The sequence below is a fragment of the Bradyrhizobium sp. genome (assembly GCF_035701725.1).
Taxonomy (GTDB): domain Bacteria; phylum Pseudomonadota; class Alphaproteobacteria; order Rhizobiales; family Xanthobacteraceae; genus Bradyrhizobium.
Map to the genome: position 1 here is coordinate 1 of NZ_DASSRP010000364.1, position 21,222 is coordinate 21,222.

The 21,222-nt window shown below is 62.8% G+C and carries 20 protein-coding genes and 1 pseudogene; 7 read left to right on the forward strand and 14 right to left on the reverse strand.

Going from position 1 to position 21,222, the window contains the following annotated elements; all coding sequences use genetic code 11:
• The 3 genes and pseudogenes from VFL62_RS21775 to hemA all read left to right on the forward strand — a co-directional run.
• Positions 1 to 1,353: pseudogene (locus VFL62_RS21775) on the forward strand (hypothetical protein); the annotation flags it as partial.
• A 122-nt stretch (positions 1,354 to 1,475) separates the two neighbouring features.
• Entirely contained in the window at positions 1,476 to 2,582 is a 1,107-nt protein-coding gene (locus VFL62_RS21780) for a tetratricopeptide repeat protein (protein ID WP_325174455.1), read from the forward strand.
• Positions 2,583 to 2,660: 78 nt separating this feature from the next.
• Positions 2,661 to 3,890, forward strand: a complete 1,230-nt coding sequence (gene hemA / locus VFL62_RS21785; protein WP_325174456.1) for a 5-aminolevulinate synthase — start codon at positions 2,661 to 2,663, stop codon at positions 3,888 to 3,890.
• A gap of 340 nt (positions 3,891 to 4,230) precedes the next feature.
• Here hemA and eda read toward each other — a convergent pair whose 3' ends face one another.
• Genes eda through VFL62_RS21800 form a run of 3 tightly spaced genes read right to left on the reverse strand, consistent with a single transcriptional unit; the run spans position 4,231 to position 6,536 of the window.
• Positions 4,231 to 4,899: a bifunctional 4-hydroxy-2-oxoglutarate aldolase/2-dehydro-3-deoxy-phosphogluconate aldolase gene (gene eda / locus VFL62_RS21790; RefSeq protein WP_325174457.1), complete on the reverse strand. Its 669-nt coding sequence runs from the start codon at positions 4,897 to 4,899 to the stop codon at positions 4,231 to 4,233.
• Positions 4,896 to 5,825, reverse strand: coding sequence for a sugar kinase (locus VFL62_RS21795; RefSeq protein WP_325174458.1), 930 nt, complete (start codon positions 5,823 to 5,825; stop codon positions 4,896 to 4,898). The genes eda and VFL62_RS21795 overlap by 4 nt, the downstream gene beginning before the upstream one ends.
• 18 nt (positions 5,826 to 5,843) lie before the next feature.
• Positions 5,844 to 6,536 (reverse strand): GntR family transcriptional regulator, encoded by a 693-nt coding sequence (locus VFL62_RS21800; protein ID WP_325174459.1) that lies wholly within the window; start codon positions 6,534 to 6,536, stop codon positions 5,844 to 5,846.
• A gap of 169 nt (positions 6,537 to 6,705) precedes the next feature.
• On the opposite strand from VFL62_RS21800, the gene VFL62_RS21805 reads away from it, so the two are divergent.
• Both VFL62_RS21805 and uxuA read left to right on the forward strand, forming a co-directional pair.
• A complete protein-coding gene (locus tag VFL62_RS21805; protein ID WP_325174460.1) occupies positions 6,706 to 8,199 on the forward strand; it encodes a mannitol dehydrogenase family protein in 1,494 nt (497 codons plus the stop codon).
• A 9-nt stretch (positions 8,200 to 8,208) separates the two neighbouring features.
• Entirely contained in the window at positions 8,209 to 9,405 is a 1,197-nt protein-coding gene (uxuA, locus tag VFL62_RS21810; protein WP_325174461.1) for a mannonate dehydratase, read from the forward strand.
• Here uxuA and VFL62_RS21815 read toward each other — a convergent pair.
• Positions 9,402 to 10,163 carry a winged helix-turn-helix domain-containing protein gene (locus VFL62_RS21815; RefSeq protein WP_325174462.1) on the reverse strand — a complete coding sequence of 254 codons (762 nt, stop codon included), beginning with the start codon at positions 10,161 to 10,163 and terminating at the stop codon, positions 9,402 to 9,404. The genes uxuA and VFL62_RS21815 overlap by 4 nt on opposite strands.
• Before the next feature lie 142 nt (positions 10,164 to 10,305).
• Here VFL62_RS21815 and VFL62_RS21820 point away from each other — a divergent pair, with 142 nt between their 5' ends.
• The gene (locus tag VFL62_RS21820) at positions 10,306 to 11,073 is read left to right on the forward strand and encodes a sulfite exporter TauE/SafE family protein (RefSeq protein WP_325174463.1); all 768 of its coding nucleotides are present in this window, start codon (positions 10,306 to 10,308) and stop codon (positions 11,071 to 11,073) included.
• A gap of 13 nt (positions 11,074 to 11,086) precedes the next feature.
• On the opposite strand, the gene VFL62_RS21825 is transcribed toward VFL62_RS21820, so the two are convergent.
• From VFL62_RS21825 to VFL62_RS21840, 4 genes are all read right to left on the reverse strand, one after another.
• Positions 11,087 to 11,872 carry an amino acid ABC transporter ATP-binding protein gene (locus VFL62_RS21825; RefSeq protein ID WP_325174464.1) on the reverse strand — a complete coding sequence of 262 codons (786 nt, stop codon included), beginning with the start codon at positions 11,870 to 11,872 and terminating at the stop codon, positions 11,087 to 11,089.
• Positions 11,869 to 12,528: an amino acid ABC transporter permease gene (locus VFL62_RS21830; RefSeq protein ID WP_325174465.1), complete on the reverse strand. Its 660-nt coding sequence runs from the start codon at positions 12,526 to 12,528 to the stop codon at positions 11,869 to 11,871. Before VFL62_RS21830 ends, VFL62_RS21825 begins: the two co-directional genes overlap by 4 nt.
• A complete protein-coding gene (locus tag VFL62_RS21835; protein ID WP_325174466.1) occupies positions 12,525 to 13,190 on the reverse strand; it encodes an amino acid ABC transporter permease in 666 nt (221 codons plus the stop codon). The genes VFL62_RS21830 and VFL62_RS21835 overlap by 4 nt, the downstream gene beginning before the upstream one ends.
• A 92-nt stretch (positions 13,191 to 13,282) precedes the next feature.
• The gene (locus tag VFL62_RS21840; RefSeq protein WP_325174467.1) at positions 13,283 to 14,128 is read right to left on the reverse strand and encodes a substrate-binding periplasmic protein; all 846 of its coding nucleotides are present in this window, start codon (positions 14,126 to 14,128) and stop codon (positions 13,283 to 13,285) included.
• A 141-nt stretch (positions 14,129 to 14,269) separates the two neighbouring features.
• On the opposite strand from VFL62_RS21840, the gene VFL62_RS21845 reads away from it, so the two are divergent.
• On the forward strand, positions 14,270 to 15,097 hold the full coding sequence (locus tag VFL62_RS21845; protein WP_325174468.1) for a tetratricopeptide repeat protein: 828 nt from the start codon (positions 14,270 to 14,272) through the stop codon (positions 15,095 to 15,097).
• Positions 15,098 to 15,265: 168 nt separating this feature from the next.
• Here the strand turns inward: VFL62_RS21845 and VFL62_RS21850 are convergent, their stop codons facing one another.
• The 6 genes from VFL62_RS21850 to VFL62_RS21875 all read right to left on the reverse strand — a co-directional run bounded on the left by VFL62_RS21850 (position 15,266) and on the right by VFL62_RS21875 (position 21,216).
• Positions 15,266 to 15,973, reverse strand: a complete 708-nt coding sequence (locus VFL62_RS21850; RefSeq protein WP_325174469.1) for a hypothetical protein — start codon at positions 15,971 to 15,973, stop codon at positions 15,266 to 15,268.
• A 248-nt stretch (positions 15,974 to 16,221) separates the two neighbouring features.
• Entirely contained in the window at positions 16,222 to 18,009 is a 1,788-nt protein-coding gene (locus VFL62_RS21855; protein WP_414644808.1) for an ABC transporter substrate-binding protein, read from the reverse strand.
• A 76-nt stretch (positions 18,010 to 18,085) separates the two neighbouring features.
• Positions 18,086 to 18,412: a DUF2160 domain-containing protein gene (locus VFL62_RS21860; protein ID WP_325174470.1), complete on the reverse strand. Its 327-nt coding sequence runs from the start codon at positions 18,410 to 18,412 to the stop codon at positions 18,086 to 18,088.
• Positions 18,413 to 18,422: 10 nt separating this feature from the next.
• Positions 18,423 to 19,229, reverse strand: coding sequence for a carbohydrate ABC transporter permease (locus VFL62_RS21865; RefSeq protein WP_325174471.1), 807 nt, complete (start codon positions 19,227 to 19,229; stop codon positions 18,423 to 18,425).
• Entirely contained in the window at positions 19,229 to 20,131 is a 903-nt protein-coding gene (locus tag VFL62_RS21870; RefSeq protein ID WP_325174472.1) for a sugar ABC transporter permease, read from the reverse strand. The genes VFL62_RS21865 and VFL62_RS21870 overlap by 1 nt, the downstream gene beginning before the upstream one ends.
• A complete protein-coding gene (locus tag VFL62_RS21875) occupies positions 20,131 to 21,216 on the reverse strand; it encodes an ABC transporter ATP-binding protein (protein ID WP_325174473.1) in 1,086 nt (361 codons plus the stop codon). The genes VFL62_RS21870 and VFL62_RS21875 overlap by 1 nt, the downstream gene beginning before the upstream one ends.
• Positions 21,217 to 21,222 lie beyond the last annotated feature (6 nt).

Sequence of the window (21,222 nt, forward strand, 5' to 3'; positions counted from 1 at the left end):
CCAGACTCCCACCGCGTGCACCAAAACGAAATACTCTCCAGCCTGGATGCGACAGCGACCTGGAATAACGACCAGACCAAGGGAAAAATCCGGTTTTCGGGCAGCGAGGAGCATATGTTCGCTCCCACCTCGAGCGATCTCCTCGGAGTGGCCGCGCTTTCGGTCGACACGCTGGTAAAGGACTGGAATCTTCGTTCGGTGTTCGGTCGACAGGTACTGAATACGGACGGCGTGCTTGGCCGCTTCGACGGCGCGCTCATAAGCTGGCAATCCCTTTCGATGTTGCGGCTGGACGTCGTCGCGGGCTCGCCCGCTGTCAGCCGTTATGATCTGCCGTTCAAGGACGACAAGTATTTCTACGCCGCAGCCATCGGTCTCGGTCCGTTTAACGGGTTCGAAACGACGCTTTATGCGATCGAGCAGCGTGACCGCTGGCTGGTGGATCGAGAGGCCGTCGGCACGGACCTGCGTTACTTTGACGAGAGCAAGTTTGCGTTCGGAAACATCGATTACGACGTTCACTTCAACCGGCTGAACGCGGCGATCTTCTCGGGGTCCTGGATTCTGCCCGACAAGTCGACAATCTACGGCGGCGCCGATTATCGCCGAACGCCGTTCCTCTCCACCTGGAATGCGCTGCTCAATCAGCCGTTCGCCACGCTCTACGATATGCTCAAGTTCAACACCAACGAGCAGCTGCAACAACTCGCGCTCGATCAGACCCCGATCTACAAGTCGGCCATGATCGGCTTCTCGCATCCTCTGAACGACAAGTTGCAGGTCAGCGCGGACGCGACCGTCGTCAATTTGACTCAGCCGATTGTGCCGATTGGCCTGGACCCTTCGTTGGCTTCATTACCGGCTGGCAATGAATACTATTATTCGGCCCAGCTGATCGGAAACAACATCGTAAGGGACGGCGACATGTATATCGCCGCCCTGCGTTACTCGCAGATGACGACCTCAGACCTGTACGTGTTGGACTTCAACACAAGAATTCCGGCGACGCCGGACTTGCGCATCAGTCCGCGATTGAGGTTGGGCTACATGACGGGCAGAGGAACGAATCTGACGGAGTACACGGTGCTCCCGTCCGTTCTGGTTGATTTCCAATGGACCAAGAGCCTGAGCCTTGAGTTCGAAATCGGCGCGCAATGGACGAACATGCTTCAGAGCGGGATCAAGAGCCAGGATACCGAACTCATGGCCACGGTCGGCTTCCGCTACGATTTCTATACCGATGGCAAGCCGGTCGATGAAAAGAGCAAATTCGGGGCGCCTGCCGCGGCGGCGCTTTGCCGATACAGCGCCCGCCCCGATGGCACCAATTGTTCGCCGACATCGACAAGATGATGGACGAGACCAAGTATCGAATGTTTTGGCTCCCTGGATGGAGAGAGGAGTAAGGCATGGCAGTGTGGTTCGCTCAAACGATTGCGACATCTGCAATAGCGGTGTTGCTGTCGTTACTGTTCGTGCGATGGTTCGGCCACGCCTGGGTGCAACGTGCCTCGGCAAGCAACGGACAGCAGGCTGGTCGGTTGGAATTTACCCTGGCCTGTATCGCCGGGGTCGCGATTGCCGGCGTCGCCGGGCTTTACGTAACGGCGAAAGACGCCGACGTGTCCACGATCAAGGGGCCGATCGTGGGGCGAGAGACGCGCGATTTGGCCGCGGAGGATGCGCCAGCCGTCAAGCGCCTGGCGGCCGCCACGCAGACGACCGGTTCGACGGATTGGTGGGCACCACAGCCGCAACCGCGCTCCGGCCTGCCATCGGTCGAGGAGATGATTCAGCGTCTCGTTGCGAGACTGGAAAAAAATGCCGGGGATGCCGAGGGTTGGCGCACGCTTGGCTGGTCCTACCTCAACGTCGGCAGATTTTCCGAAGCAAGCAATGCCTACGCGAAGGCGATCGAGCTCCTTCCCGGCAACGCTGAGCTTAGAACGGCGCGCATCGAGGTCATGCTCCGATCTTCCGACGGCAAGGTGTCGGCTGCGACCGCGAAAGCGATCGAAGAGGTGCTGAAGATCGATCCCCAGAACACCCGGGCGCGCTTCTTCGCAGGATTGGCCAAGGCCCAAAGCGGGGACAAGGCCGCGGCGCTGGTTGAGTGGGTCGATCTGCTTGCGAAGGTAAAGTCCGACGAACCCTGGCTGTCCGAGCTGAAAAGCAGCATCAACGGCCTCGAACGCGATCTCGGCGTCAGCGCCCCGATCTCGGCGGCGGAATCGAAACTGGCGAACTCGCAAGACGTACCTTCAATGTCGAAAAATGAATCTTGGTTGCCTCGAGTGGTCGAGAAAGGACCAAGCGTAGAGGATTTGCAGGCTGCCGACGCGATGTCGTCAGCCGATCGCTCGGCGATGGTCCATAACATGGTCGATGGTCTTGCCAGACGACTGGAGAAATCGCCGCGTGATGCGGAAGGCTGGATCAAATTGATCCGTTCGCGCATCGTGCTGGGGCAGACAGAGCAAGCCAAACAAGCGCTCACCCGTGGCACGGACGTTTTCTCCGACGATGCGGGGCAGCGAGACCGGATTGTGGCGGTGGCCCGCGAGCTCGGACTGAGCGAGTAACGTGGTCGCGCCAGCTCTATTGAGACGTGAGGTTAATGGCTGACGACGCGCAATAGCGACAAGAGAGGTGACGGCATCATGAATTATGATCTGTATTTCGAGCAGGCGGTGAGCAAGCTGCACCACGAACGACGATATCGCGTTTTTGTCGACCTTCAACGCCAGGTTGGAGAGTTTCCGCATGCGATCTGGCACTCCGCCAACGGTCGGCGGAATGTCGTGATCTGGTGCTCGAACGACTATCTCGGCATGAGCCAACATCCGAAAGTCGTGGATGCGATGGTGGAAGCGGCGAAGAGCATGGGGACAGGCGCCGGCGGCACGCGCAACATCGCGGGAACCAATCATCCTCTTGTCGAATTGGAGCATGAGCTTGCCGATCTGCATGGCAAGGAAGCGGCGCTGGTCTTTACATCGGGCTACGTCTCCAACGAGACTGCGATTCCGACCATCGCGAAGTTATTGCCGGATTGCCTGCTGCTGTCGGATGCGCTCAATCATAATTCCATGATCGAAGGCGTCCGCAGGGCAGGTGGTGAGAAGCAGATATGGCGTCATAACGATACTGGCCATCTGGAGCGGCTATTGCGTGCTGCCGACCGCGACCGGCCGAAACTGATCCTGTGCGAAAGCCTCTACTCTATGGACGGAGATGTGGCTCCGCTGCATCGGATCTGCGATCTCGCTGAGCGCTACGGCGCTCTCACCTATGTCGACGAGGTTCATGCGGTCGGCATGTACGGTCCGCGCGGCGGCGGCATAGCCGAGCGCGATGGGGTCATGGATCGTATCGACATTCTCGAAGGCACGCTGGCCAAGGCTTTTGGCTGCCTCGGCGGCTATATTGCGGGAAAGAGCATTCTGATCGATGCGGTGCGGTCCTACGCTTCGGGCTTCATCTTCACGACGGCGTTGCCCCCGGCCGTCTGCGCGGCGGCGATCGCCGCGATCCGGCATTTGAAGCAGTCCACCTGGGAGCGCGACTGGCACCAGGATCGTGCCGCCCGCGTCAAGCACGTGCTCGCAAAGGCAGGCCTGCCGGTCATGCCGAGCGAAACACACATCGTTCCGATTTACGTTGGGGACCCAGAAAAGTGCAAGGCGGCCTGCGACTTGCTGCTGTCCGAGCACGATATCTATGTTCAGCCGATCAACTACCCCACGGTGCCGCGAGGCACGGAACGGCTGCGTATTACGCCATCGCCTTATCATTACGATGCGCTGATCGATGGGCTGGCTGAAGCGCTCGCTCACGTATGGGATCGGCTGTTGCTGCACCGGCGCGATCGTATGCTCGCTGCGGAGTAGATTGCTTGCGAGGGTAGCCCCCGCGATCGCAGTCAACGTCAATCCGGTCGGCAAACCGGCCCCTGCCTGCCTCTCCCATTTGGGTCGCGTAGCCTGATACGCGGCCTGAACTGGACGCCAAAGTTTGTCTCGGGGGGCTAAGCGTTCTGAGCACCCGGACAGGCAGCGCAATGGAGAACTACAATCGTGCGACGAATGCCCGTTTTCCGCCGGATAAGCCCAGAGGTACGATCAGCAAGCCATTGATTGTTCTCAATCCGGCGCTGTCTCTTAGTCAGCGGGTCCCAGGTTCGAGCCGCCCTGGTGCGCCCACCAGGGTCAACCACTTTGCGGAAGTCGCCTACCTCTGCGATGCGGGCCGCAGCGCGGCCGCGGCGCGGGCGCGCTGCTCGATCTTGTCCCAGGCGCCGGCCGCGATGTCGGATGCTGGCGCGATCCAGGAACCTCCGACCGCCGCGACCTTTGGATGGACGAGCCATTCCCGCACATTGGTCTCGCCAATGCCGCCGGTCGGACAATAGCGCACCTGCGGAAACGGACCGCTGAGCGCGTTCAGCGCGCCAAGGCCGCCGGCCGGAATCGCCGGAAAGAACTTTACCAGTTCGAACCCGCCGGTGACGCAGGCGATCAGGTCCGAAGCCGTCTGGACACCCGGCGCGAACGGCAGATCCGTTTCGCGTGCGGCAGAGAGCAGATCTTGCGTCACGCCGGGGCTGACCGCAAAGGCCGCACCGAATTTTTGGGCGCGCTCAAGATCCTGCGGTGTCAGCACGGTGCCAATGCCGACGATTGCGTCCGGCACGTCCTTGATGATGGCCCGTGCGGCTTCCACAGCCGCATCGGTGCGCAAGGTGATCTCGATCGCGCGCAATCCGCCGGCGACCAGCGCGCGCGCCAGCGGCAGCGCCTGCGCAGCGTCGGCAATCGTGATCACGGGAATGACCGGTGCCAGCGCCAAAATCTCGCTCAGGCGTGCCTGCCCCCTGGCTTGGCCGTTGGACCTGCTCATGCGGCTTCTCCGCTGTTGAAGATGTCTTTCGGCATCTGATCGCGCTCGATCACGGCTCCCGGCGACAGGATGACGGCGCCCGCCAACCGATGGCCGGCGAACGCGGCTTCCCGCGGCGCGGCGCCCCTGATGCGGGCGGCGAGGTAGGCGGCGTTGAAGGAATCGCCGGCTGCCGTGGTGTCGACCGGTTGCACCACGCGCGGCGGCGGTACATCGATTTCCTCGCCGCCGGCGCGGACGACGCATCCTAGCGCGCCGCGCTTGACGACGATTTCGCCAACTCCCGCCGCGCTCAAGCGTGCCAGGCACGACCGTACGTCGTCATCGTCGAACAGCACTTGTTCGTCCTCGAATGTCGGCATGGCGAGATCCACCAGGGGCAGAATTTCCTCGAAGGCGCGGCGGGCGGCTATCCTGTCCGGCCAGCCGCGCGGACGATAGTTGCCGTCGAAGGCGACCTTGCCGCCGTTTTGCCGGGTGCTGGCGAGCAGCTCGCGCAAGCGGGCGCGCCCGTTGTCGCCGTAAAGCGACAGGCTGATGCCCGAGAGATACAGCCAGTCGAATTGCGCCAGGCGATCGAGCAACGACGCGTCCGCGCGCTCGAACAATTCGCGCGCCGGCGCCCGGTCGCGCCAATAAAGAAACGTGCGCTCGCCGCGCGCATCGCGCTCGATCATGTAGAGGCCGGGCAGGCGTCCAGCGATGCGCAGCACCAGATCCGTGCGGATGCCTTCGCTGCGCCAGGTCGCCAGCATGGCCTCGCTCAGCGCATCGTCGCCGAGCGCGGTCACGTAGGACGTCTCAACGCCGAGACGCGACAGATAGAGCGCGGTGTTGAGCGTATCGCCGCCGAAGCCGCGGCGGAACGCACCGTCCGGCGTTTGCGAGAACTCGATCATGCATTCGCCGATGGAAGCAACCTTCATGGCTTGTCCGCTCGGCGGTTACGCGGTGGGAGCGATCAGTTCGGGATGGCGAAGCGCGAGATCGTCGGCAATGCGCAGCACTTCTACGAGGTGCGCGCGCACGGCTTTCTCGGCCTTGTCGGCATTGCCGCGGACCACCGCATTGAGAATGTCGCGATGCTGCGCGATCAGGTGGTTCACCGGCGTCACGTCCGGCAGGCTCAGGATGCGCAACCGGTCGAACTGGACTTTTTCGCGCTCGATGATCGCCCACACGCCGTGCAGCGAAGTGGCTTCGGCGAACGCGCGATGAAATATGTCGTCGTAATAGGTGAAGCGCTCGGGATCGCGCTTGGATGCCACCTGCTGCGAAATCGCCGCCTCGCATCGCGCGATCGCCTCGCTCGAGAGTTTCTGCGCGCAGGCGCGGCGGATGATCGCAACCTCCAGCGCCTCGCGCACCAGTCGGCCCTGTTCCATCGCGGCGAGCGAGATCGCGCTGACAAAACTGCCACGCTGCGGCCGGACCTCGATCAGCCCATCTTCGACCAGCCGGATCAGCGCTTCACGCACGGGCGCGCGGCTGGTGCCGAACCGCGTCGCGAGTTCGTTCTCGGAGAGCCGCGTGCCGGGCCGAAGCCGCATCGCGGCGATGTCGCGCCGCAGCGTCGCGTAGATCGAGCTATCGGCCTCCACCTCGTTTGCCGCCAACTGCGGGCGAACCGTCGGCATGTTTGCAAGATCTCGGTGCGTCGTCGGCTGACGGGGAAACGAATTCTGGTCGACTAGTCGACCAGGGCGCGGTACAAGCTAAAGGCCACATCTCGCCTTGGCAATACCAAATCCATCGCCGGTCGGCACGTCGCCGTCTGTCCGCCTCCACAAACCCAACGCCATGCACGTGCCGCCGCCCCGCCTCGATGATCGCTCCCTGGTTCAGGCCAGGCCCGGCGTGCGGCTTCCGTCCTATGCCCGAAATGATCTCAGCGGCCGCATCGTTCATCTCGGGCTCGGCAACTTTGCCCGTGCTCATCTGGCCGACTATGTCGAGGATGCGCTCGAGGCCGGCGAGCGCGGCTGGGGCATCATCGGCGTCAGCCTGCAACGGCCCGATCAGCGCGACCGCCTCGCGCCGCAGGATGGCCTGTACACGGCGCTGCAACGCGAGGGGTCGCAGGTTCGGCCTCGCATCATCGGTTGCCTGAAGCAGGTTCTGGTTGCGCCGGAAAATCCGTCGGCGGTGATCGACGCCATGGCAAACGAAAGCTGCCGCATCGTCAGCCTGACGGTCACGGAAAAAGGCTATTGCTTCGATGCCGCTTCGCGTCAACTCGATTTGGAGCATCCGGCGATCCTGGCCGACCTGCGCGAGCGTTCCCGTCCGCGCTCGGTGTTCGGTTTCCTTGCCGCGGCGCTGCGGGCGCGCCGCGATGCCGGGCTTGCACCCTTCACCATCCTTTGTTGCGACAACCTGCCGGAAAACGGCCGGCTGCTCGCGAGACTGCTTGACGCCTTCGTTCGTCGTCAGGACGAGGGTCTGGCCGATTGGATTGCGCATAACGTGATGTTTCCTTCGACCATGGTCGATCGCATCGTGCCTGCCACCACGGAGGCCGATCTGGCCACGGCAAGCAGCGTCACAGGTTTGCTCGATCTGGCGCCCGTCAGCCACGAACCGTTCCGCCAATGGGTGATCGAGGACCGGTTCATCGGGGACGATCGTCCCGCCTGGGAGAATGTCGGCGCACAGATTGTCGGCGACGTCGGCGCGTTCGAGCGAATGAAGCTTCGCGTCCTGAACTGCGCGCATTCGGCGCTCGCCTATCTCGGCTGCCTCGCGAGCGAGGCGACCATCGGCGAGGCCGCCGCCGATCCGGTGTTTCGGCAATTCGTCCTGGAACTATGGCACCGCGAAATCATCCCGGCGCTTGCGGCGCCTGCAGGCGTCGATCCGTCCGGATATGCCGAAGCGGTGCTTCGTCGGTTCGACAATCCGGCTATCCTGCACCGAACGGCGCAGGTTGCTTCCGACGGCTCGCAGAAGCTGCCGGTGCGCCTGCTCGGCACGGTCGGTGAGCGATTGCGGCGAGGCGAGGCGGTTTCGCGCTTGGCGCATGTCGTCGCGGCCTGGATCCGTTATCTCGAAGGAAACGATGATCGCGGCGAAGCGATCGCGGTGGACGATCCCTACAAGGACAGACTGCGAGCGGCGCTTGCGTCAGCGGGCAGCACCGCCGAAGCAAAAGTCGCCGCCGTCTTGCGCTTTGAGCAGATCTTCGCGGGGCTTTCGGATAGCAACGCCTTTGGCGATGCCGTGCTTGCGGCTTATGTCTCGATCGCTCGCCATGGCATTCGTCGCGCGACCGCAACACTTTTAGCCCCGTCCAACATCTGAGGAAAAAACGTGGAACAAAGCTGGCGATGGTTTGGACCGGGTGATGTCGTCGAGTTGCGCGCCATTCGTCAGGCCGGCGCGAGCGGCGTGGTCACCGCGTTGCACGATATTCCCTATGGCGAGGTCTGGAGCATCGCCGATATCGAGGCGCGCAAGGCGCAGATCGCGGCCGATGCCTCGCTCGCGCTGCGCTGGAACGTCGTGGAGAGCTTGCCCGTCCATGAACGGGTCAAGCTCGGCGAGGGCGATCTGACGGCGATTTTCGACAACTATCGCGCCTCGATGCGCAACCTCGCCGCCTGCGGCATCAAGGTGATCTGCTACAATTTCATGCCGGTGGTCGATTGGACGCGCACCGAGCTTTACCACCCGATTGCCGGTGGCGGACGCGCGCTGCGCTTCAACGCGCATGAATTCGCGGCGTTCGACTGCCTGATGCTGAAGCGGCCCGGCGCCGAAGCCGACTATTCGCAAGGCGTGCTGGCGCGCGCGCGCGACTGGTTCGACCGTTCTTCGCAAAGCCAGCGCGACCGCCTGATCTCGATCATCATGACCGGCCTGCCGGGTGCGTTCGACCGTTACGACATCGCCGGCCTGCAGCGGATGCTGGATCATTATCAGGGCGTCACGGCTGAGGTGTTGCATGGGCACCTGGCGCGCTTCCTTCGCGAAGTGATCCCGGCCGCCGAGGAATGCGGGATCCGGCTTGCGATCCATCCGGATGATCCGCCCCGGCCGCTGATGGGGCTGCCGCGGATCGTCTCGACCGCTCAAGACATCGAGAAGATTCTGACGACGGTCGATTCACCTTCGAACGGACTGACGTTCTGCACCGGCTCGCTCGGCGCCGGCGCCGCGAACGACGTGCCGGCGATGGCGCAGCGATTTGCCGGCAAGACGCACTTTGTCCATTTGCGCAACGTCAGAAAGGAGTCTGACGGTTCGTTCGAAGAGGCCGAGCATCTGGCGGGCGATACCGACATGTTCGCGGTCGTCGAGGCGTTCCTGGGCGAACAGGCGCGCCGGCGCGATGCGGGCGATGTCGCCTGGCGGCTGCCGTTCCGCCCCGATCACGGCCATGAATTGCTCGACGACGTCGGGAAAAGCAGCTTTCCCGGCTACTCCGCGATCGGCCGCCTCAAGGGCCTTGCCGAGTTGCGCGGGTTGATGCTGGGCATTGCGCGCGCGCGCGATCTGCCGCTCTAGGGATTAAGTAGGTCGCTCAGCTTAAGCTGCCGGCCGCCACGGGTCGCATCGTCAACCGGCTGGACGGCCCCTCTCTCGATCTCGACCTGGAAGATTTCGAACAAGCCTCTCCGTCCAGACGGCGTTAGCTGCAGCGCTCGGCCGCCCGGCACGGATTTTAGCCATCCGAGCTCAAACAACCGATCCAGAATGCGAGCTCCGACGAGTCCCTTGATGTGATAGCGGCGCTCACTCCAGTCGAGACAAGGCTGGCAGAAGATCCGTCGCGTCCTCGGCTTCAGGTCAACGCCGAATGCGGAAAGGAAACGTTCGCCTGAAGGCGTGACCTCACCGCCTTCATCGGTGAGTATGATGTGTCCCATAGCCACGAGGGCGTCGGTCACCGCGACACCAAGCTGGCCGGCGAGGTGATCGTAGCAACTTCGGGCAAAGCGGAGTGCATCGTCGTTGATCGATCGTGGATGACGGCGGGGCGGCATGTCGATGGCCGCGACCACCTTGCTGCTCTCCAGCATAGCCGCGACCAGCGGGGAGGCGATGCGATAATAGCTGAAACGACGCTTGTGAGTGACGGTAAGGAGCCCCGCGGCAACCAGCTTGCTCAAGTGACCGCTGGCCGTCGAGCGTGAGATGTTGGCGCAGTAAGCCAGTTCAGTTGCAGTCAGCGACTGGCCACCCATCAGGGCGTTAAGCATCGTTGCTCGCGCGGTATCGCCCACGAGAGCGGCGACTTCGACCAGATTTGCCGCGGCGACCATCCTCAAACTCTATCCCCGATGCGATGCGCATATCAACCGAAAACAGTTCGGCATAGGCCGAACTGTTCGCGCGCGACAATCGCGCGTCGTCGCGCCAAGAATCTCGGCAAACAGACCGGTTCGAAGGTTGGAGTTGAACGCCGTGTTGATCCGCATCCTTTATATCGATCAGCCTCATATCGTTGCGGCTGTGGTCTGCAGCCTGATCGTCGCCGGCCTGCTGAAGGGAACGATCGGGGTCGGCATGCCGGTCATCGCGTTGCCGCTGCTGTCGCTGTTCATCGACGTCAAATCGGTCGCAATGTTGTTGAGCATGCCTTTGATCTTCAGCAACCTGCCGCAGGCGCTGGAGGGCGGAAAGACCGCACGCTCTCTCATGCAGTTGACGCCGGTCGGTATCGGCATGATCCCCGGCCTCTTCCTTGGCGTTCGCATCCTGCTGGCGATCGATGCGAATACGGCAAGGATTGTTGCGGGCCTGGTGCTGATTGGGGTTGGCGGCATCACGCTGTTCGCGCCGAAGCTCGCGCTTCCGCCGCGCTTGGTGCTGCCGGCCGGCATCGCATTCGGATTTTTCGGCGGCATTCTGGGCGGCCTCGCCGCGATGGCGGGACCGCTCGTTTTCATATTCATGCTGGCAAAGGGACTACGGGGAAAAGCCTTTACCAAGGAAGCGTCGCTTTATCTTGTCATTTCCTCCGCTTTGCTGGCAATTCTTCTGGCGGCGAGCCGCGAGTTCAGTTGGCTTGACCTCTTGATCTCGACGGCGGCGATGTTGCCGGTTGGGCTCGGTATGTACGCCGGACAACATATGCGCGATAGAATTGCGCCCGAGACGTTCAGGAAACTGGTGTTGATCGCGGTTATTGCGGCAGGCGCCGAGTTGCTGCGACACGGTCTCTTTAGTTGAGTGAATCGCCGCTTTAGCCCGACCAGCCGAGGTGAGAGAGGAACTCTCTGGTGCGCGCCACCTGCGGCGCATCGTAGATCTGCTGCGGCGGTCCCTGTTCGATGATGGCCCCTTTGTCCATGACGACGACCCAGTCGCTGACGCGCCGCGCGAAGGTCATTTCGTGCGTAACAACGAGCATGGTCATGCCTTCTTCGGCGAGGCGCTTCATCACCGCCAGCACTTCGCCGACGGTCTCGGGATCGAGCGCCGAAGTCGGCTCGTCGAACAGCATCACCTCGGGCTCCATTGCGAGAGCGCGTGCGATCGCAACGCGCTGCTGCTGGCCGCCGGAGAGCTGCGAGGGATAATTGCCGGCCCGGTCCGAAAGGCCGACTTTCGCGAGCAGCGTGGTGGCGCGCTGTTCGGCTTCGCTTCGGGAAATGCCAAGCACGGTGACCGGGCCGACCGCGACGTTCTCCAGCGCCGTCTTGTGCGGGAACAGCTCGAAATTCTGAAACACCATGCCCATCCGCCGGCGCATCAGCCGCAGCCCTTTGCCGTCGCTCGGCAGGCGCTGGCCGTCGAGCAGGATTTCGCCGCCGTCGATGCGCTCAAGTCCGTTGGTGCAGCGAAGCAGCGTCGACTTGCCCGAACCGGACGGACCGATCAGGCAAACCACTTCGCCCTTGCGCACCTCCATGGATACGCCGGTCAGCACCGTGACATTGCCAAAACGCTTGATGACGCCGCTATAGCTCACCACCGGCGTCGTGCCGGCTGCCTTGCGCGCAGGCGGAGTTTCGGAAGACGGTGTCATTCGGCGCTTCCCCAGCGTTTGTTGATCCAGTCGACCAGCTTGGCCTGCGGATAGCCCAGCACCCAGTAGATCGCCGCCATCGCGGTCAGTACTTCCAGCACGCGAAAGCTTTGCGCCCTGACGCGGGTCGAGACGTAGGACAGTTCGCCGACCGAAATCACCGAGACCAGCGAGGTGTCCTTGAACAGCGAGATCCAGGTCGAGGCCAGGATCGGCAGCACGCGTTTGACCGCCTGTGGCAGCACGACGATCCGGAATGTCTGCCACGGGCTCATGCCGAGCGCGAAAGCGGCTTCGCTCTGTCCCTTGCGGATCGAGGCAATGCCGGCGCGGAAAGTCTCGCCGTTATAGGCCGAGACGTTGAGGCTGAGCGCGATCAGCCCGGTCACGAGCGGCGAGGCGCTGAGCCCGCTCATCACCGGCAGCACATAGTAGGCCATGTAGATCACGAGGATCAGCGGCACGTTGCGGAACAATTCGATGAAGGCCGTCGCGATGACCGACAGAACGCGGATACCCGAGATTCGCATCATCGCCAGCAAGATGCCGCCGGGCACCGCGATCGCCATCGTCGCCACCGCGAGCAGAATCGTCAGTTTCGCGCCATCGATGAAGGCGTCGAGATTGCGCCAAATGACGAGCCAATCGAATTTCATGACCGCCCCAGATGCGCCAACCGCCCGTAGACGAAATCGACGAGCCGCGTGACCGGGAACAGGATCAGGAAATAGACCGCAACCGCTACCGTGAAGATTTCGATCGGGTGAAAGCTTTGGCCGGCGACCGTCTGCGAGCGATTCATATATTCCGGCACCGCGATCACGGAGGCGATCGCGGTGTCCTTGATCGCGATCGAGATCACCGAACCGAAGGCCGGCAGCATGCGGACCACGGCCTGCGGCAGAATCACGGTGCGCAGCGATTGCCACAGCGACATGCCGAGCGCGGACGCAGCCCAGAGCTGGCCCCTGCGGATCGAGGAGACGCCGGCGCGAACGATCTCGGCGACGTAGGCGGCGATGTGGACGGTGAGCGCGACCAGCGCGGCCCAGAACGGCGGCAGCACCGCGCCGGTGAGAATCGGTAGCGCAAAATACGTCCACACCAGCACGACCAGCACCGGGATGGCGCGCATCGAATCCACGTAGAACGCAATCGCGAGCTGCAGCGGCCGCGGCCCGTAACAGCGGGCGAGCCCGATGACGGTGCCGAGCATCAGGCTCAGGATCACCGAACATAGTGACAAGAGCAGCGTCAGCTCCAGCCCGCCGATCAGGAAGGAGGCGTTTGACAGGACCGGTGACCAGTCGAATTCCATTCGCTGAAGCCGTTCGAGCGGATGAGGTGATGGGCAGGACGGCGGATCGGGCTCGGCCCGATCAACGTCCCGCCGCCGGTTCGTCTAAAGGCTCAGTTCATCTTGTCGACGACACGCTGCTCCGACTGGACGAGCTCCGCGTGGATCGATTTCTCGACTGCGCGCAGCCAGTCCAGGAACTCAGGCTGGTTCTTGTCGATCGCGGCGCCGACCGGCTGGGCTTTTTCGGTGGAGTCCTGGCAGTTATTGGCGCTTGGCAGCACCGCGAGCCCCTTCACCTTGCGGCTCATCGGCACATAGGGAATGCGGTTGATCGGCGCGGCGTCGGCGCGTCTGGCCATCACATCCTCGAGCGGCGCGGTCGCGCCGGAATTGACCACGCCGACGAGCTTGGCTTTCGGGAAGCGCTGCTTCACCCAGCCTTCCTCGCCGGCACCGACGAAATAGGCGATGGTGAAATCGGGCGAGTTCAGATCGTCGACGCTCTTGGCCGCCGCGAACTTGGCGTTGTCGGCGCGGCCGAACATGCAGACGCTGGTGTTGGAATAGAGCACGAAGTCGACGACCTTGTTGCGCTCGGCGTTTTCCGCCAGCGGCGTCACCGAAATGTCGACCTGGTTGGCCGCCAGCACCGGCACCTTGGTTTCATGCGAGACCAGAACCGGCTCGAGCTTGACCCCAAGCCGCTTGGCCCATTCCTTGGAGAGATCCCACGCCGGGCCCGACCAATGTTCGCCGCTGCCGGTGGTGTTTTCGACGAGCCAAGGTGCGTTGGCCAGAACCGCGACGCGCAAGGTGCCTGATTTCTTGATCGCGTCGATGCGCGCGCTCTTTCCGGGCGGCGGAACATCCTGCGCCTGCGCGCAAAGGACAGGTGAGAAAACCACAGAAAGAGCCAGTGCCAGAAGCACCCTGGTCAGGCGTTTTGCCTTGGTCATTTCGCTTCCCCCGTTTCTTGTAGACTAGTCGACAAGTTTGCCAAAGGCAATGACCCCGGCGGCGGACAAGTCCGCTGCGCGGCCTGGCTCCGTGCTTGTGCCCGATTAGCCGATCTCGCGGACTTTGTTTTAAGGTGCAGCATGGTTTCGCTTGCCCCCGAGGAGATCGTTCGCCGCGCCGCCGCCGCCTTCAACGCGGGCCGGCGCGAGGAGGCGCGAAGGCTGTGCGAACAGGGGCTGAGCGTCGATCCGGGCGAGCCGATGCTGAGCCATCTACTGGCGGCTGTGTTCGCCGCTTCCGGCGAGCTCGAAACAGCGCGAACGCACGTCGAAGCGAGCCTGGCGCGGCGGCCGGACAATGCCGCGGCACGCCTGCTCGCTGCGCGGCTTGCGCGCACCGCGGGGGATTTCGAGGCCGCGCTGTCGCATCTTGATCATGCGATCGCGCTCAGCCCTCAGCGTGATGCCTTCGTCGAAAAAGCGCGGACGCTGGATCAGGCCGGTCTGCGGCCACAGGCGCGCCAGGCGTGGCGCGCCATCCTCGATGTCATTCCCGATCACGCCGAGGCCGCGGCGCGCGCGGGACGGCTTGCATGGGAAGACGGCGATGCGGCGCTCGCGGTGAAATTGTTGGAACAGGCCGTGCTACAGGATGCGCCGCCGTCGGTCTGGTTCGACCTCGCTCTCGCGCGGCAGGACTTGCGAGACTATGCGGGCGCGGCGGCAGCCTATCGAAAGGCGATCGACCTGAAGGCGGATCATGTCGAAGCGATATTCAATCTCGGCGTGGTGCTTCAGGAAACGGGCGACCCTGAGGGCGCGATGCGAGCTTATGGCCAGGCCTATCGCCTGCGGAGCGAAAGTTTCGGCAGGATTGCGATGGCGCTGACCTCGGGATCGCATGGACGTCTGTGGCTCGATGAAGCCGCGCTGCGGCGCGCGCTCGAAGACCAGGGCCTATTGAAGTGAACCTCGATTGTAACGGTGGCGAGCTCCTTCTCCCCGCGTGCGGGGAGAAGGTTGGATGAGGGGGACTCAACACAGGCTCGAATGATCGGACAGTCTCCTCACCCGGTCGCTTCGCGATCGACCTCTCCCCGCAAGCGGGGCGAGGTAAAGGAGGCAGGCGCTATAGACCTACGCCCGTCCGCGCCGCGCGCGAAAATGCTTGCGATAAACGTTGGGTCTTTCCAGAACCTCAGTGACCGTCTTCTCGTAGGCGCGCTGGTGCGCATCGTCGAAGGCTTCGAACTGCAGCTCTATGGCCGCGCGGGGCACCGCGAACACCTGCGCCACCGGCGTGCCCTTGGGCAATACGCCCGAGAAATCGTCCCGCGTCCACGCGGCCGGAAAATTGATACCGCCGTCGTGAAAGAGATCGGCATCCACAAGCCCCGTGATCAGGCGAAACGGAAGATCGTCCCGATTGATGGGGTGCGTTGCGAACAGCGACCATCCCTGATCGACTTCGATGGTCCAGAAGCTGTTGAACTTGATCGCGGCCTGATCTCCGCGCGCAAACGGGGCGCCGTCGAATTGCGCTGGCGGGTGAAAACTCAAGGGCGCGCGCGGATGGCCCGCGGTCGCGGGCTCGGGAATATCCCAGTTCCAGGAAAACGAACCGCGATCGACTGTCACGTCGCAGGGCAGCGGGATCAGCACGCCATACGCCATCGCATCGACAAAGGGCGGACATTGCTTGACGGTGCGGATCTCGCGGCCGTGGATTTCCGAATGCGCTTTCGCCGGCATCTGCCGCAACCAGTCCGGCAGTCCGCCGCGCGCGAGCGAGGGGCGCGGCAGGTGATCGGCGAGCGCCGGATCGCAGCGAAAGATCATACGCATGGGCGTCTCCCGAGAAAAGTGGCCTCACGGTTCGAGACGCCGCGTAGCGGCTCCTCACCATGAGGGTCTAGCCACAAAGAACGACCTCATCCCGAGGAGGCGCCACCGGGTCGCGCGAATGCGCGCGCCCGATGACAGGCTACGCGCCGTCTCGAGGGATGGATGCGAACCCGCAGCGGAGGGCAAAGTCAATTCCAAAAAGAAAAAGGGCCGGAATCGCTCCCGGCCCTCGCGTCGTTATGACCGCCTCACTGCAACGATGCGCGCTTCGGCGGGGAGGCCGGCCACGACTTGATCAGCGTGTCGTAGTCGACGGTCTCGCCCTTCGGCTTCTCGTTCGCGAGCTTGCGCTGGGGCGCGATGTTGCCGTCCTTCTCGGACTTCGCGAACCAGTATTCGGCGGTTTCCTTCTTGTTCAGCTTCGGACCGCAGGCGCCCTGTACACCCGATTTCTCGAGACGTTCCATCACCGAGTCCTGCGCGGCCGCAAGCGAATCCATGGCTTGCTGCGGCGTCTTGGCACCGGACGAGGCATCGCCGATGTTCTGCCACCACAGCTGTGCCAGTTTTGGATAATCCGGCACGTTGTTGCCGGTCGGGGTCCACTGCACGCGCGCCGGCGAGCGGTAGAACTCGATCAGGCCGCCGAGTTTCGGCGCACGCTCAGTGAACGATTTGTCCCAGATATCGGACTCGCGGATGAAGGTGAGACCGACATGGCTCTTCTTCAAGGACACCGTCTTGGAGACGATGAACTGCTGATAGAGCCACGCCGCCTTGCGGCGGTCGACCGGCGTCGACTTCAGAAGCGTCAGCGAGCCGACGTCCTGATAGCCGAGCTTCATGCCTTCCTTCCAGTAGGCGCCGTGCGGCGAGGGGGCCATGCGCCACTTCGGCGTACCGTCGGCGTTCACGACCGGCAGACCCGGCTTCACCATGTCGGCGGTGAAGGCCGTGTACCAGAAGATCTGCTGGGCGATATTGCCCTGCGCCGGCACCGGTCCCTCTTCGGAGAAGGTCATGCCTTGCGCCTGCGGCGGAGCATACTTCTTCATCCAGTCGAGATATTTGACGATCGAATAGACCGCCGCCGGACCGTTGACGTCGCCGCCGCGCTCGACCGAGGAGCCCACGGGGCGGCAGCCTTCCATGCGGATACCCCATTCGTCGACCGGCAACCCGTTCGGAATGCCCTTGTCGCCGTTGCCGGCCATCGAAAGCCAGGCGTCGGTGAAGCGCCATCCGAGCGAAGGATCCTTCTTGCCGTAGTCCATGTGGCCATAGACGCGGACGCCGTTGATTTCCTTGATGTCGTTGGTGAAGAACTCGGCGATGTCCTCGTAGGCCGACCAGTTCACGGGAACGCCGAGGTCGTAGCCGTATTTGGCCTTGAACTTGGCCTTGTACTCCGGATTGGAGAACCAGTCGTAGCGGAACCAATAGAGGTTCGCGAACTGCTGGTCAGGCAACTGGTAGATATGGCCGTTCGGCGCTGTCGTAAACGAAATGCCGATGAAGTCCTTGATGTCGAGATTGGGATTGGTGACATCCTTGCCTTCGCCCGCCATCCAATCCGTCAAGTCGACCGCCTGGCCGTAACGGAAATGCGTGCCGATGAAGTCGGAGTCGTTGATCCAGGCGTCGTAGACGTTCTTGCCGGATTGCATCTGGGTCTGGATCTTCTCGACGACGTCGCCTTCCTGGATGATGTCGTGCTTGACCTTGATGCCGGTGATTTCCTCGAAGGCCTTCGCAAGCGTCTTCGATTCATATTCATGCACGGTCAGCGTTTCCGAGACCGCGTTGATTTCCATGCCCTTGAAGGGCTCAGCGGCCTTGATGAACCACTGCATCTCCTTCATCTGGTCTTCTTTTGACAGCGTCGACGGCTGAAATTCGCTGTCGATCCACTTTTTCGCGGCGGCTTCGTCCGCCAAAGCGGGCGAAGTGAGCGCCGATGACATCAGCGCCACCGCTGATGTCATCATCAGGACGCGCGTTCGCGTCGGGCCATTCCTCATCTTCAGATGTCGCATGGTGCTTCCTCCGTTGCAGCGACTGACAAATAGTTCAGGTCCAGGTTGATCCCGGATCTGCTCGTTTTCGTTTGCGTCAGACGGTGCGAAAGATCGCGACCGCCGAAACAAGCGAAATTACGGTGGCGAGCCAGAGGCTCGACAATTCGATTCCTTCTCCGACCGGCAGCGTCGCCACCGTGTCGGTGCCGACAAAGCCGATCCACAACAGGTGGATGACCGCGGCCATGACCAGCGAGATGAACAGGCGGTCGCCGCGCGTGGTCGGAATGCGCAAGGCTCCGACGCGCTCGGCCTCGGGGTAGGCGATCGCAAGCCAGGTCATCACGCAAAGCGTTGCCGCGAGCAGCGCGAAAAAGATCGCGGTCGGCACTGTCCAGGCCATCCATGCGAGGCTTTCCATCGACTTGCTCCTAAACCCTGCCGAGCGCAAAGCCGCGCGCGATATAGTTGCGGACAAACCAGATCACGAGCGCGCCGGGAATGATGGTCAAGACGCCCGCAGCCGCCAGCAGCCCCCAGTCCATGCCAGCGGCGGAGACGGTCCGGGTCATCACTGCCGAGATCGGCTTGGCGTCGACGGAGGTCAGCGTGCGTGCCAGCAAGAGTTCGACCCATGAGAACATGAAGCAGAAGAAGGCGGCGACACCGATGCCGCTCGCGATCAGCGGCATCAGGATCTTGACGAAGAAGCGCGGGAACGAATAGCCGTCGAGGAACGCGGTCTCGTCGATCTCGCGCGGCACACCGGAGACGAAGCCTTCGAGGATCCAGACCGCGAGCGGCACGTTGAAAATGCAATGGGCCAGCGCGACCGCCCAGGGCGTATCGAACAGGCCGATCGCCGAATAGAGATTGAAGAACGGCAGCGCGTAGACCGCGGCCGGCGCCATACGGTTCGACAGCAGCCAGAAGAACAGGTGCTTGTCGCCGAGGAAACGATAACGCGAGAACGCGTAGGCCGCGGGCAGCGCGACCGCGATCGAGATCACGGTGTTGATGACGACGTATTTCAGCGAGTTGATGTAGCCGGAATACCAGCTCTCGTCGGTGAAGATGCGGATGTAGTTGGCAAGCGTCGGCTGGCGCGGCCACAGGTTCATGGTCGAGACGATCTCGACATTGGTTTTCAGGCTCATGTTGACCAGCCAGTAGATCGGCAGCAGCAGAAACACCAGAAACAGCGACAGGATCAGGCGGCGGCCGGGGATCGAATGCATCACGCGGCTCCTTTCTCGCTGCGGCGTTCGACGCCGGCATTGGTCATCACGGTGTAGAACACCCAGCACACGATGATGATGATGAGGTTGTAGACCAGCGAGAGCGCAGCCGCCTTGCCGAGGTCGAACTGCCCGAGCGCGATCTTGACCAGTTCGATCGAGATGAAGGTGGTCGAGTTGCCCGGTCCGCCGCCGGTGACGACGAACGGTTCGGTGTAGATCATGAAGGAGTCCATGAATCGCAGCAGCACCGCGATCAAGAGCACGCGTTTCATCTTCGGCAGCTGGATGGCGGTGAACACCGCCCAGCGCGAGGCGCCGTCGATCTGGGCGGCCTGATAATAGGCGTCGGGGATCGACTTCAACCCGGCATAGCACAACAGCGCCACCAGGCTAGTCCAATGCCAGACGTCCATGACGATGACGGTGGCCCAGGCGTCGAACTCGTTGGAAACGTAGTTGTAGTCGATGCCGATGTGGTTCAGCACATAGCCGAGCAGGCCGATATCCGGACGACCGAAGATCTGCCAGATCGTGCCGACCACGTTCCAGGGGATCAACAGCGGCAGCGCCATGATGACGAGGCAGGCCGCGACGCTCCAGCCCTGCCGCGGCATCGACAGCGCGACGACGATGCCGAGCGGCACTTCAATGGCGAGAATCACCGCCGAGAAGAACAGATTGCGCCAGAGCGAGGCAAAAAAGCGTGAGCCGAGGTCGCTCGTGGGATCGAGCAGCTCCTTGAACCAGCCGACGCCGTTCCAGAAAAACTGGTTGTTGCCGAAGGTGTCCTGCATCGAATAGTTCACGACCGTCATCAGCGGCAGGATCGCGGAGAAGGCGACCACCAGGAACACCGGCAGCACCAAAAGCCACGCTTTCTGGTTGACGGTCTTGTCCATCAGGCGGTGCCCTCGACCAGCAGACTGTCGGCGTAGACATGCACGCGAGACGGATCGAACACGAGGGCGGCTTCCTTGCCCGGCACCGAAAAACCCGCCGGCACCTTTGCCGAGAACCTGGTGTCGCCGACCCGCACATGGGCGAAGCGAACGCGGCCGAGATCGTCGATGCGCTCGATATTGGCGCCCAGCAGCCCCGGCGCCGGAGGCGCGATCTGGACGAACTCCGGCCGCACGCCGACTTCGATTTTTGCAGCCGCAGGCAGGCGGTCGTAGCTGCGGTTCAGCGCAATGGTATGGCCGCTAACGCGCGCCTCTCGTCCCCTGACTTCGGCGGGCACGATGTTCATGCCGGGCGAGCCAATGAAATAGCCGACGAAGGTATGCGCCGGGCGGTCGAACAGTTCGGCGGGCGTGCCGCTTTGCACCACGCGGCCGTCATGCATGACGACGACGGTGTCGGCAAAGGTCAGCGCCTCGGTCTGGTCGTGCGTGACGTAAATCATCGTCACGTCGAGCTCGCGGTGCAGCGCTCGCAGTTTCGAGCGCAACTGCCATTTCAACTCCGGATCGATCACGGTCAGCGGCTCGTCGAACAGCACGGCGGCAACGTCCGAACGCACCAGGCCGCGTCCGAGCGAGATTTTCTGCTTGGCGTCGGCGGTGAGGCGCTGGGCTTTGCGAAAGAGATACGGCGTCAGATCGAGCAGGGCGGCAATCTCGGCAACGCGCGCCTCGATCTCGCGTTTCGCCATGCCGCGGTTCTTCAGGGGAAAGGCGAGGTTCTGCCCGACCGTCATGGTGTCGTAGATCACCGGAAACTGGAAAACCTGCGCGATGTTCCGCCTCTGGGTGGATTGCTTGGTGACATCGACGCCATCGAACAGGATCTGGCCCCGCGACGGCGTGACGATGCCGGAGATCAGGTTGAGCAGCGTGGTCTTGCCGCAGCCCGAAGGGCCAAGCAACGCATAGGCGCCGCCGCGGCGCCAGGTCATGGTCACCGGTTTCAACGCAAAGGATTCCGCCGGCGCATCGTTGCCGCCGTAGGAATGGGCGAGGTCGACGAGGTCAATGCGCGCCATGCATGT